Origin of the sequence: Bacillus fungorum (genome assembly GCF_002746455.1) — a bacterium.
GTDB classification, from domain to species: domain Bacteria; phylum Bacillota; class Bacilli; order Bacillales; family Bacillaceae_G; genus Bacillus_A; species Bacillus_A fungorum.
The window spans coordinates 83,783-94,418 of the sequence record NZ_NWUW01000017.1 but is presented as its reverse complement, the minus strand read 5'-3'; the positions used below and the strand labels follow the sequence as shown (position 1 = coordinate 94,418).

General features: G+C 36.7%; 10 protein-coding genes, 16 tRNA genes and 2 rRNA genes. 27 read left to right on the top strand and 1 reads right to left on the bottom strand.

Annotated elements, in window-relative coordinates; all coding sequences use genetic code 11:
* The 17 genes from CO726_RS21130 to CO726_RS21050 all read left to right on the top strand — a co-directional run.
* Positions 1–113 (top strand): 23S ribosomal RNA (locus tag CO726_RS21130); the annotation flags it as partial.
* A 101-nt stretch (positions 114–214) separates the two neighbouring features.
* Positions 215–330, top strand: a 5S ribosomal RNA gene (rrf, locus tag CO726_RS21125).
* A gap of 8 nt (positions 331–338) precedes the next feature.
* A tRNA-Asn gene (locus CO726_RS21120) sits at positions 339–413 on the top strand.
* Positions 414–415: 2 nt separating this feature from the next.
* Positions 416–507 (top strand) — tRNA-Ser (locus CO726_RS21115).
* A 17-nt stretch (positions 508–524) separates the two neighbouring features.
* Positions 525–599, top strand: a tRNA-Glu gene (locus CO726_RS21110).
* Between the two features lie 5 nt (positions 600–604).
* Positions 605–680: transfer RNA gene (locus tag CO726_RS21105), tRNA-Val, on the top strand.
* A gap of 24 nt (positions 681–704) precedes the next feature.
* Positions 705–781 (top strand) — tRNA-Met (locus CO726_RS21100).
* A gap of 3 nt (positions 782–784) precedes the next feature.
* A tRNA-Asp gene (locus tag CO726_RS21095) sits at positions 785–860 on the top strand.
* Positions 861–869: 9 nt separating this feature from the next.
* Positions 870–945, top strand: a tRNA-Phe gene (locus CO726_RS21090).
* Between the two features lie 18 nt (positions 946–963).
* Positions 964–1,039: transfer RNA gene (locus tag CO726_RS21085), tRNA-Thr, on the top strand.
* 10 nt (positions 1,040–1,049) lie between these two features.
* Positions 1,050–1,133 (top strand) — tRNA-Tyr (locus CO726_RS21080).
* Positions 1,134–1,140: 7 nt separating this feature from the next.
* Positions 1,141–1,214: transfer RNA gene (locus CO726_RS21075), tRNA-Trp, on the top strand.
* A gap of 19 nt (positions 1,215–1,233) precedes the next feature.
* A tRNA-His gene (locus CO726_RS21070) sits at positions 1,234–1,309 on the top strand.
* A 63-nt stretch (positions 1,310–1,372) separates the two neighbouring features.
* Positions 1,373–1,447 (top strand) — tRNA-Gln (locus CO726_RS21065).
* A 5-nt stretch (positions 1,448–1,452) separates the two neighbouring features.
* Positions 1,453–1,527 (top strand) — tRNA-Gly (locus tag CO726_RS21060).
* 14 nt (positions 1,528–1,541) lie between these two features.
* Positions 1,542–1,612: transfer RNA gene (locus CO726_RS21055), tRNA-Cys, on the top strand.
* 9 nt (positions 1,613–1,621) lie between these two features.
* Positions 1,622–1,703, top strand: a tRNA-Leu gene (locus tag CO726_RS21050).
* A 218-nt stretch (positions 1,704–1,921) separates the two neighbouring features.
* On the opposite strand, the gene CO726_RS21045 is transcribed toward CO726_RS21050, so the two are convergent.
* A complete protein-coding gene (locus tag CO726_RS21045; protein ID WP_099685590.1) occupies positions 1,922–2,242 on the bottom strand; it encodes a DUF3884 family protein in 321 nt (106 codons plus the stop codon).
* A gap of 343 nt (positions 2,243–2,585) precedes the next feature.
* Here CO726_RS21045 and CO726_RS21040 point away from each other — a divergent pair, with 343 nt between their 5' ends.
* The 10 genes from CO726_RS21040 to trmL all read left to right on the top strand — a co-directional run bounded on the left by CO726_RS21040 (position 2,586) and on the right by trmL (position 10,598).
* Positions 2,586–3,305 carry a YebC/PmpR family DNA-binding transcriptional regulator gene (locus CO726_RS21040; RefSeq protein ID WP_099685589.1) on the top strand — a complete coding sequence of 240 codons (720 nt, stop codon included), beginning with the start codon at positions 2,586–2,588 and terminating at the stop codon, positions 3,303–3,305.
* Positions 3,306–3,452: 147 nt separating this feature from the next.
* On the top strand, positions 3,453–3,914 hold the full coding sequence (locus CO726_RS21035; RefSeq protein ID WP_099685588.1) for an NUDIX hydrolase: 462 nt from the start codon (positions 3,453–3,455) through the stop codon (positions 3,912–3,914).
* A 453-nt stretch (positions 3,915–4,367) separates the two neighbouring features.
* On the top strand, positions 4,368–5,144 hold the full coding sequence (locus CO726_RS21030) for a transglycosylase domain-containing protein (RefSeq protein WP_099685587.1): 777 nt from the start codon (positions 4,368–4,370) through the stop codon (positions 5,142–5,144).
* Between the two features lie 178 nt (positions 5,145–5,322).
* Entirely contained in the window at positions 5,323–5,976 is a 654-nt protein-coding gene (locus CO726_RS21025) for a DsbA family protein (protein WP_048552668.1), read from the top strand.
* A gap of 115 nt (positions 5,977–6,091) precedes the next feature.
* Positions 6,092–6,165 (top strand) — tRNA-Gly (locus tag CO726_RS21020).
* A 234-nt stretch (positions 6,166–6,399) separates the two neighbouring features.
* Positions 6,400–6,663 (top strand): MerR family transcriptional regulator, encoded by a 264-nt coding sequence (locus tag CO726_RS21015; protein ID WP_098224609.1) that lies wholly within the window; start codon positions 6,400–6,402, stop codon positions 6,661–6,663.
* Positions 6,660–7,817: an RNA-guided endonuclease InsQ/TnpB family protein gene (locus tag CO726_RS21010; protein WP_048545334.1), complete on the top strand. Its 1,158-nt coding sequence runs from the start codon at positions 6,660–6,662 to the stop codon at positions 7,815–7,817. The genes CO726_RS21015 and CO726_RS21010 overlap by 4 nt, the downstream gene beginning before the upstream one ends.
* A 159-nt stretch (positions 7,818–7,976) precedes the next feature.
* Positions 7,977–9,119 carry a tRNA epoxyqueuosine(34) reductase QueG gene (gene queG / locus CO726_RS21000; protein ID WP_000345218.1) on the top strand — a complete coding sequence of 381 codons (1,143 nt, stop codon included), beginning with the start codon at positions 7,977–7,979 and terminating at the stop codon, positions 9,117–9,119.
* Positions 9,120–9,163: 44 nt separating this feature from the next.
* The gene (locus CO726_RS20995; protein WP_099685586.1) at positions 9,164–10,051 is read left to right on the top strand and encodes an amidase domain-containing protein; all 888 of its coding nucleotides are present in this window, start codon (positions 9,164–9,166) and stop codon (positions 10,049–10,051) included.
* A gap of 58 nt (positions 10,052–10,109) precedes the next feature.
* On the top strand, positions 10,110–10,598 hold the full coding sequence (trmL, locus tag CO726_RS20990) for a tRNA (uridine(34)/cytosine(34)/5-carboxymethylaminomethyluridine(34)-2'-O)-methyltransferase TrmL (protein ID WP_000538147.1): 489 nt from the start codon (positions 10,110–10,112) through the stop codon (positions 10,596–10,598).
* Positions 10,599–10,636 lie beyond the last annotated feature (38 nt).

Below are 10,636 nucleotides of genomic sequence, written 5' to 3'. Positions count from 1 at the left end.
CCCATAGCGTAAGCTAGTAAGATCCCTGAAAGATGATCAGGTTGATAGGTTCGAGGTGGAAGCATGGTGACATGTGGAGCTGACGAATACTAATAGATCGAGGACTTAACCATATAATATGTAGCAATGTTATCTAGTTTTGAGAGAACATAAAAAAACTTGTTGACTTTTAAAGTGAATAAGTTATAATAATGATTGTCTCAAAATAATAATGTCTGGTAATGATGGCAGAGAGGTCACACCCGTTCCCATACCGAACACGGAAGTTAAGCTCTCTAGCGCCGATGGTAGTTGGGACCTTGTCCCTGTGAGAGTAGGACGTTGCCAGGCAATATTATTCCGCAGTAGCTCAGCGGTAGAGCTATCGGCTGTTAACCGATCGGTCGTAGGTTCGATTCCTACCTGCGGAGCCATTGGAGAGCTGTCCGAGTTGGCCGAAGGAGCACGATTGGAAATCGTGTATACGTCACAAGCGTATCAAGGGTTCGAATCCCTTGCTCTCCGCCATAGGATTTATAATATTTGGCCCGTTGGTCAAGTGGTTAAGACACCGCCCTTTCACGGCGGTAACACGGGTTCGAATCCCGTACGGGTCACCACTTTTGGAGGATTAGCTCAGCTGGGAGAGCACCTGCCTTACAAGCAGGGGGTCGGCGGTTCGATCCCGTCATCCTCCACCATATAAATTATATGAATAATATTGTCGCGGGGTGGAGCAGCACGGTAGCTCGTCGGGCTCATAACCCGAAGGTCGCAGGTTCAAATCCTGTCCCCGCAACCAAATGGTCCCGTGGTGTAGTGGTTAACATGCCTGCCTGTCACGCAGGAGATCGCCGGTTCGACCCCGGTCGGGACCGCCATTTTAATAAGGCTCGGTAGCTCAGTCGGTAGAGCAGAGGACTGAAAATCCTCGTGTCGGCGGTTCGATTCCGTCCCGAGCCACCATTTATTTTAATAAAATACGCCGGCTTAGCTCAATTGGTAGAGCAACTGACTTGTAATCAGTAGGTTGGGGGTTCAAGTCCTCTAGCCGGCACCATGTAAGTTTCGGAGGGGTAGCGAAGTGGCTAAACGCGGCGGACTGTAAATCCGCTCCTTCGGGTTCGGCAGTTCGAATCTGCCCCCCTCCACCATTTACATAGGGGCATAGTTTAAAGGTAGAACTGAGGTCTCCAAAACCTCCAGTGTGGGTTCGATTCCTACTGCCCCTGCCAAATATATTTATACAACATGGCGGTTGTGGCGAAGTGGTTAACGCACCGGATTGTGGCTCCGGCATTCGTGGGTTCGATTCCCATCAGTCGCCCCATTTTTATTTTAAAAATTACAAATAATCTAATGGATACTTACATATAATTAAGTAAGAATTCGATGGGCTATAGCCAAGCGGTAAGGCAACGGACTTTGACTCCGTCATGCGCTGGTTCGAATCCAGCTAGCCCAGCCATTTTTGCGGAAGTAGTTCAGTGGTAGAATACAACCTTGCCAAGGTTGGGGTCGCGGGTTCGAATCCCGTCTTCCGCTCCAGTAAAATTTTATATGGCGGCATAGCCAAGTGGTAAGGCAGAGGTCTGCAAAACCTTTATCACCGGTTCAAATCCGGTTGCCGCCTTTCTTTTGTGCCGATGTGGCGGAATTGGCAGACGCGCACGACTCAAAATCGTGTTCCTTCGGGAGTGTCGGTTCGACCCCGACCATCGGTATCATGAACGGCGTAATAAAAGACTCTACACTAATGTGTAGAGTCTTTTTTATGTTTTCATCACACTACAAAATAAGCACAAATAGTGTGTAGAAGGTAGTGTGTTGGCGAAATGGTACTAAATGATTAAGGTAAACTTATTCATTTAGTACATGCGATACAGTTGGAGCAAACTGAGAAACAATAAAGGGATAAAAACGAACATTCATTTTTATCCCTTTATAGAGAATTTCTCCACCCTGGTGACATGAAGTTAAATCCGATACCACCAGTTGAAATTACCACATTATCAGCTGGTAATTTCGTAATTTCTAAAAACTTCTTTTCAAACTCTTCTCTGTTGTATTTGTACATAGTTGAGTGGCACGACCACATTTGCGTTGAAGTACTCAACCAGTCCCCTAATTCTTTCAATTCAGGAAACGACTCAAATTGGATTGGTTCATCTAATTTCATGAATCTCACTTGATAGATAGTTGGATTTAGATTTTCTCTTATCCCTTTAAGACCATGTGCTTTTTTCTCATTTGAATGTTTCATAATAACTCTCCTCTATTCTTATTTTAAATTTTTTCCTATTTTAATTATAAAGCAATAAAGGGAATATTATGGAAATCGGTATCGGCGATGTAAAAAAACTTTAACAGAAATGTTAGAGTTTTTTTGTTAAATTATGTTATGTACTTCTAAAATTCGTAATAAACGTAGGAATTCATGTATAATATAATTTGTCGAAAGAACAAAATGATAGTGATTTATATTATGTCTGTAATATGAATCAAAAATGAACTTTTTATATTTTTTTTTAAAATGTGTTGAATACACATTATATTTCATATTAATATTTTTATGTAGATTTAAAACGGGAAAGAGAGTGGAAAGTATGGGTCGTAAATGGAATAATATTAAAGATAAAAAAGCATCAAAAGATGCAAATACAAGCCGTATATACGCGAAATTTGGACGTGAAATTTATGTGGCAGCAAAACAAGGTGAGCCAGATCCAGAATCAAACCAAGCGCTTAGAGTTGTATTAGAACGTGCGAAAACATACAATGTACCAAGAACAATTATTGATCGTGCAGTTGAAAAAGCAAAAGGTGGTTCAGAAGAAAATTATGACGAGCTTCGTTATGAAGGATTCGGACCAAATGGATCTATGGTAATTGTAGATACACTTACAAACAACGTAAACCGTACTGCAGCAGATGTACGAGCTGCATTTAGCAAAAACGGTGGTAACATGGGTGTAAACGGTTCTGTAGCTTACATGTTTGATGCGACAGCTGTTATCGGCCTTGAAGGGAAAACATCAGATGAAGTGCTTGAAATTTTAATGGAAGCAGATGTTGATGCACGTGACATTCTAGAAGAAGAAGATGCTGTTATCGTGTATGCTGAACCAGATCAATTCCATTCAGTACAATCTGCTCTTAAAGATGCGGGTGTTGAAGAATTTACAGTTGCTGAATTAACAATGCTTGCACAAAGTGATGTAACACTTCCTGAAGATGCACAAGTACAATTTGAAAAAATGGTTGATGCATTAGAAGATCTAGAAGATGTGCAACAAGTTTACCACAACGTAGACTTAGGAGAATAATACGATAGAAGCCTCTATTCGTTTAACGAATAGGGGCTTTTTTTATGGGGTTAATTAAGGTGCTGAATTAGTAAAGGTATTTTGTTGTAGACAGGGAATATGCTTATAGGGACATGTGAAATTTTCATTATTGCTAGGAGGCGTAATATGGAACATAAAACACCAAAGCATATCGTTGCCGTAGCAGGCTATTTAACTAACGAAAAAAATGAGGTGTTATTAGTAAAGGTACACTGGCGAGCTGATACGTGGGAGCTGCCAGGAGGACAGGTAGAAGAAGGGGAAGCGCTCGATCAAGCGGTTTGTAGGGAAATACTTGAGGAAACTGGTTTAACTGTGAAGCCAGTTGGAGTTACAGGTGTTTATTATAATGCTTCTATGCATATTTTATCTGTCGTTTTTAAAGTGGCATATGTGAGCGGTGAAATAAAAATTCAACCTGAAGAAATACAAGAGGCTAAATTTGTTGCTTTAAATGAAGAGAACATAGATGAGTATATAACACGTCCTCATATGAAATCCAGAACGCTTGATGCGATGAGAGCAATACATTGTATTCCATACGAAACGTGGGAAGTGCAGCCGTATAATTTAATAGGTAGATTGTAAAGAAAAGAGTAGCCGATTTGAGATACAATCAAATCACTACTCTTTTTTGTATACTGTTTAAGAAAAAGGTCAAAATAATAATAGTGCTAGTATTGATTTTAAGAACACTTGTTCTGTATAATGTATAATGTGTTATGCACATTTAGATTAATAGATACTTAAAAGTATATATATTTGTAGATGATATAATGAAAGTATAAAGTGAACATAAGGTGTTTTAATAGAGAAGTATAATAGCCTTAAAGTATACTCTATTATTGGTTATTTGTGTGTTAGCATAATCTATATTCAATATTTCAGATGAATAGTAGATAAAAAAAGACTGTGATACAATACTTTTTTATACCTTACAATGATGTAAGGTACGTGTAAGAGAAATCGATGGGATATGTTTTTACAACAAGGTATTCTTAAAGTAAGAGTTATACGCTGTGTGGAAAAGAGGTGTTCAAGATGAAAGAACGAGTATTATCTAGGGTGAACTATCATCAAAAAGTTGCATTAAATCCAATGATTAAATTTTTTTATAAAGCCATTATTTTATTATTATTGTTAAGTTTTACGTTATTATTCATTGGAAATGTAATGATCGAGCAAAGTGATATTAGTAAATTACATGTACCGGCTAAGTTAGAGGTGCCAGAATCATTAACACATGCATTCATTGCGACAGAAGATAAAAGGTTTTATCATCATAATGGTTTAGATTATATAGCGATTATTAGGGCGTCTGTTGAGAATATAAAAGCTGGCGGTGTTGTGCAGGGCGGAAGCACAATTACACAGCAGTTATCCAAAAATGCTTTTTTAACGAATGAACGTACATTTTCTCGTAAGTGGAAAGAAATTTTTTATACGAAAAAAATTGAACGCACATTTACGAAGGATGAAATTTTAAAATTGTATGTAAGTAATATTTATTACGGAGAAGGAGCATGGGGAATTGAAAAGGCAGCAAACCTATACTTCGGTAAAAAGGTAAGCCAATTAACGTTGGCTGAAAGTGCAATGATGGCTGCTGTAGTAAAGGCACCTGCTTATTACTCACCTGCACAAAATTATGATAAGGCCGTAGAGAGACGAAATGTCGTTTTGAGATTGATGGAGAAAGAAGGCTATATCAATCATGATGAGTATGTGCAAGCAGTTAGTGAGAAATTAGTCATTCGTCATGATATAAAAACAGAGCAGTCGATGTTAAATAATGCGCGTGAAAAAGCAGTAAGCTAAAGGAAGTTCCTACATAGGAGCTTCTTTTTTTTGAATAAATTGTGACACAATATCGTCACAATTATTGTGTTTTTGTAATTTATGTGAGCGTGTTCATTGCGTGACGTATATAAGTGTTGATATTATGTGTATTGTGTACAATGCTGTATACAGAATATGAAATTAAAGAGGAATGTATATGAAATCATCGAACAAACTCATGGCTCTCGGTATAGTTTTTTCCATTGCAGTATTGATTGTGATCGGAACGATTGCGTATAGCATCATAAATGACAAAAAAGATAAAGGGAATGAGATGTTTGCTTATTCCACACAACAATCTTTAGGGAAAGATGATGCTCCGGTTAAGGTAGTTGAATTTGGAGACTTCAAATGTCCTGCTTGTCGTACTTGGGATGTAACAGTATTGCCACGATTAAAAGAAGAGTATATCGACAAAGGTAAAGTGCAGTTATACTTTATTAATTTCCCATTTATCGGAAAAGACTCTGATTTAGGTGCAGCAGCTGGTGAAGCAATTTATAAACAAGATAAAGATTCATTCTGGACTTTCTATGATGAGATTTATCAAAGTCAAAAGAAAGACACGGAAGAATGGATTACAGAAGAATTACTTCTTAACATTGTGAAGGAGAAGCTTCCAAAAGTTGATGTAGCACAATTTAAGAAGGATTTACACAGTAAAGAAATAAAAGAAAAAGTACGTAAAGATTCAGATCGTGCTCAAAAATTAAAAGTTCAAGGTGCTCCTTCAGTATATGTAAACGGAAATCTTGCAAACCCTGATTTCGATAGTATGAAGAAGGCAATTGATAAAGAATTGAAAAAGTGATGAGGACTCTCATCACTTTTTCGACTTTTTTCGATAAAATTCTTGCTTCCGCTTTTTTTACATGCTATACTACTTTACATAAGTTATTCTAATATCTTATATGTATTTCATATTTGCGGGTGTAGTTTAGTGGTAAAACAAGAGCCTTCCAAGCTCTGGTCGAGAGTTCGATTCTCTTCACCCGCTCCAAATTTTATTAAATGTTTTTCTATAAATTGTGATCAACGCAGTGTTTCGTTTCTAAGATAAACGAGGCATTGCGTTTTTTAATGTTTGAAAAAGATAATTGTATGCGAAAATAGAAGTAGAGAATAGTATTCCAAAAGTGAATTGCTAACTAATATAGACGTTACATAAAGGGTGAGTTCATCTGAGGAGAAAGAAACAGTAAACAAAAATGTGCGTATATAGTAAAAAGTAATTATGAAACAATATAAACCAAAAGAATTTTCAGAAATGCTTAATGTCTCTGTTAAGACATTACAAAGGTGGGACAATCAAGGTGTGTTACCTGCTTACCGAAACCCAAAAGGAAGAAGATATTATACAGAAGAACAGTATAAGGAATATATGGGTATTCAAGAAGAACTTGTTCAGGATTTAATATCTATCATTCATGTATTTAGCTGTAGAATATATGGATTGAGAAAATACAAAAAGAAAATGTCGGAGGATGAAGACTTATGAAAAGAGCATATTTAATAGAAATCAAACCGACAACTGAACAAGTTAGTAAAATCCGTCAAACTATTGGGGTGTGTCGATATGTATATAACCTGTATATTTCTAAAAATAAAGAGGCATATGAGTCGGAGGGGAAATTTCTTAGTGGCTATGACTTTTCCAAATGGCTAAACAACATTCATACAAAAGAGTGTGATCAGTGGATTAAAGAAGTGTCGAGCAAAGCGGTAAAACAAGCGATTATGAATGGAGATAAAGCTTTTAAGCGATTTTTTAAAGGTTTATCTCAGTTTCCACGATATAAAAAAAAGAGGAAGCAAGATGTGAAGTGCTACTTTCCGAAAAACAACAAAACAGATTGGACAGTAGAAAGACATAGAGTAAAAATCCCCACAATTGGTTGGACAAGGTTAAAAGAATATGGGTATATCCCTAAAAATGCAACTGTAAAGAGTGGCACAGTATATCAAAGAGCAGGAAGATATTTTGTATCTGTACTTTGCGAATTGGAAGAAATGGCAACAAAGTTAGTACTCAATAAAATAGGTCTAGGGATTGATTTAGGAGTGAAGGATTTTGCTACACGTAGCGATGGTATCGTTCATGAAAACATCAACAAAACAATAAAAGTAAAAAAGATAGAAAAACGGTTAAAACGTGAACAACGCTCTTTAGCGCGTAAATTTGAAAATCTAAAAAAGAGAGGTGAAAAATCTGTTACTAATAAAAGAGTGAATATAGATAAAAATGTTCTTAGAGTGCAAAAGTTGCATGCTCGATTAGCGAATATTCGAATAGAGTATGTAAAGTCTATTGTAACGAATGTGGTGAAAACCAAGCCAACGTTTATTACAGTGGAAGATTTGAATGTGAAAGGTATGATGAAGAATAAACATTTATCTAAAACAATTGCCAAGCAGTCTTTTTTTGCTTTTAAAACGTGGCTTTTGACGAAATGTGAGGAATATGGAATTGAATTACGTCAAGTAGACCGGTTTTATCCATCGTCAAAGTTATGCTCATGTTGCAGTCAAAAGAAAGCGGATTTAAAGCTATCTGACCGAGTATATACATGTGAATGTGGCAATGTAATGGATAGAGATTTGAACGCAGCAATCAACCTTTTACAAGCAAAAAAATATACAATACTAACGTAAATAGATTGTATATATGTACGGTGGGCTACATCGGAATTTACGCCTGTGGAGTGTCACAGCAAACTGTAGTAGCAAGTGATTAGCGAGGCAGGGCACGTAGAAGCAGGAATACTCTAAGAATATACATTTGTCTATATTTTTAGTAGCAGGCGATTAGGAATGGATTTTGAACAATTAAAGCAAGATGTCATTGCGTATAGTAAAACAATTGGTATAGATAAAATAGGCTTTGCTAGTGCGTCACCATTTGAGGAATTAAAGCAGCGTTTAATCCAGCAGCAACAATTAAATTATCAATCTGGATTTGAAGAGCCTGATATAGAAAAGAGAACGAACCCACAGCTTCTATTACCTGGTGCGAAATCAATTATTGCGATTGCATTAGCTTATCCTTCAAAATTAAAGAATGCACCATTAAGTAAGCGCGGAGAACGCCGTGGGATTTTTTGTCGTGCTTCTTGGGGACAAGATTATCATCTTGTTTTACGAGATCGTTTGCAAAAATTAGAAGCATATTTAATCGAAAAACTTCCAGATATAGAAGTTAAGTCCATGGTTGATACAGGTGAATTAAGTGATCGAGCTGTTTCGGAGCGCGCCGGTATTGGATGGAGCGGTAAGAATTGCTCTATTATTACACCTGAATTTGGTTCGTATGTATATTTAGGAGAAATGATTACAAATGTTCCATTCCCACCAGACCAGCCGATAGAAGATCAATGCGGAAGCTGTACAAAATGTATTGATATTTGTCCTACAGGTGCTTTAATACAAGGAGGACAGTTAGATTCGAAGAAATGTATTGCATTTTTAACACAGACGAAAGGATTCCTACCAGAAGAATATCGCGACAAAATAGGAAATCGTATTTATGGATGTGATACGTGTCAGACAGTTTGTCCGAAAAATAAAGGAATGGATTTTCATAATCATCCTGAGATGGAACCAGATCCTGAGTTAGTTAAGCCGTTATTAACACCGCTTTTAACAATTAGTAATCGTGATTTTAAAGAGAAATATGGAATTATGTCTGGTTCATGGAGAGGTAAAAAACCGTTGCAACGTAATGCGATTTTGGCACTTGCACATTTTAAAGAAGCATCAGCAATTCCTGATTTAATAGGTGTTATGAAAGATGATCCAAGACCAGTACTTCGCGGAACGGCAGCATGGGCACTTGGGAAAATTGGTGGAGATGGCGTGGGCGAAGCCATTGAAAAAGCGATGCAACGTGAGAAAGATGAAGAGGTCCTTCATGAAATGAATCGCGGACTTGAATTGTTAGCGCAGAAAAAAGAGTAGATAATATCTCCCTTTTTCATATTGTAATATGGGAGGGAGACGAAATGGTTGTAAAAATAAATATTGAAAAGCAAGTACAACAATTTTTGGCATATATAACAGGGAAACGAATAAATGTAGGTGATATTGCTGAAGATTTATTACAAATAGCACAGAGAAAGAAACAATTGTTTCAAAAGCGTAATGCAGAGATAGTGAAAGCAACTGCGGACGTTTCTTTCATGAGACAATTAAATAATAGCAATCATAAAGAAATTGATTATCAAATACATTTTAAATATTTAATTAAACATAAAGAATTATTTTATATTGAAGAGGAACAATTAAAACGAAGAGTTTGTTTAAATAATAGCCGGATAATAGGTGATTATGCTATTGAAGTGCCAGAAGCAGTTGGAATGAGTGAGACATTAGAAAGGGAAGTTACAAAAGAGAAGTACGGTTCTTATAAGTATAACCGTTTAGAGGCAGTTAAATATGCAGAGCGTTGGTGGGATGATCGAAACCCTGTATATCGTAATTTCCCTGATAATTGTACGAATTTTATTTCTCAATGTCTTCATACTGGAGAAGTACCAATGAATGGATATCCTAATATTCGTAAAGGATGGTGGCAAAGGGAGAATCAGTGGAGTTGGAGCTGGGCTGTCGCACACTCTTTTTATTGGTATTTGTCAGGTGCTACAACAGGGCTTCGAGCAGAAGCAGTAGAAAGACCAGAGGACCTTATTCTTGGTGATGTCATCGCTTATGATTTCGAGGATGATGGTAGGTGGAATCATACGACGATTGTAGTAGCAAAAGACGCAGATGGTATGCCACTTGTAAATGCACATTCAGCGAATAGTCGTCGGCGTTATTGGAACTATGAAGATTCTAGTAAATATACACCACAAATGAAATATAAATTCTTTCATATTATTAATGGGTAGAGATTTTTCGCTCAAGTGGTATAATACGTAGTAGACAAAAAACAGAGGTGAATATCGCGTGGGAGTACATGTTGTTTTATATCAACCAGAAATTCCAGCAAATACAGGGAATATTGCTCGTACTTGTGCAGCAACTGGAACAGAATTACATTTGATTAGACCGCTTGGATTTTCAACGGATGATAAAATGTTAAAGCGTGCAGGATTAGATTATTGGCAGCACGTGAAAATTACGTATTATGATTCAATTGAAGAGTTTTATGAGAAAAATAAAGATGGTGAATTCTTCTATTTAACAAAGTATGGCGAGAAAGCTCATACAGCGTTTGATTATAGCAAACGTGAGAAGGATTACTATTTCGTATTTGGAAGAGAAACAAACGGCTTACCAGCTAATGTAATCGAAGAAAATTTCGATCATTGTTTACGTATTCCAATGACTGATAAAGTGCGCTCATTAAATTTATCTAATACAGCAGCTATTTTGATTTATGAAGCGTTCCGTCAACAAAATTATCCAGGATTAGATTTAGAAATCGTTTATTAAAAGTCGCCATATGGCGACTTTTTTTTTCTAAAAATAAA

What these genes read in the sequence shown, in the direction of transcription:
- CO726_RS21035 (WP_099685588.1), top strand. Translation starts at nt 3,453, where the DNA reads ATGGAACATAAAACACCAAAGCATATCGTTGCCGTAGCAGGCTATTTA.
- CO726_RS21030 (WP_099685587.1), top strand. Translation starts at nt 4,368, where the DNA reads ATGAAAGAACGAGTATTATCTAGGGTGAACTATCATCAAAAAGTTGCA.
- CO726_RS21045 (WP_099685590.1), bottom strand. Translation starts at nt 2,242, where the DNA reads ATGAAACATTCAAATGAGAAAAAAGCACATGGTCTTAAAGGGATAAGA.
- CO726_RS21025 (WP_048552668.1), top strand. Translation starts at nt 5,323, where the DNA reads ATGAAATCATCGAACAAACTCATGGCTCTCGGTATAGTTTTTTCCATT.
- CO726_RS21010 (WP_048545334.1), top strand. Translation starts at nt 6,660, where the DNA reads ATGAAAAGAGCATATTTAATAGAAATCAAACCGACAACTGAACAAGTT.
- CO726_RS21040 (WP_099685589.1), top strand. Translation starts at nt 2,586, where the DNA reads ATGGGTCGTAAATGGAATAATATTAAAGATAAAAAAGCATCAAAAGAT.
- CO726_RS21015 (WP_098224609.1), top strand. Translation starts at nt 6,400, where the DNA reads ATGAAACAATATAAACCAAAAGAATTTTCAGAAATGCTTAATGTCTCT.
- queG (WP_000345218.1), top strand. Translation starts at nt 7,977, where the DNA reads ATGGATTTTGAACAATTAAAGCAAGATGTCATTGCGTATAGTAAAACA.
- CO726_RS20995 (WP_099685586.1), top strand. Translation starts at nt 9,164, where the DNA reads ATGGTTGTAAAAATAAATATTGAAAAGCAAGTACAACAATTTTTGGCA.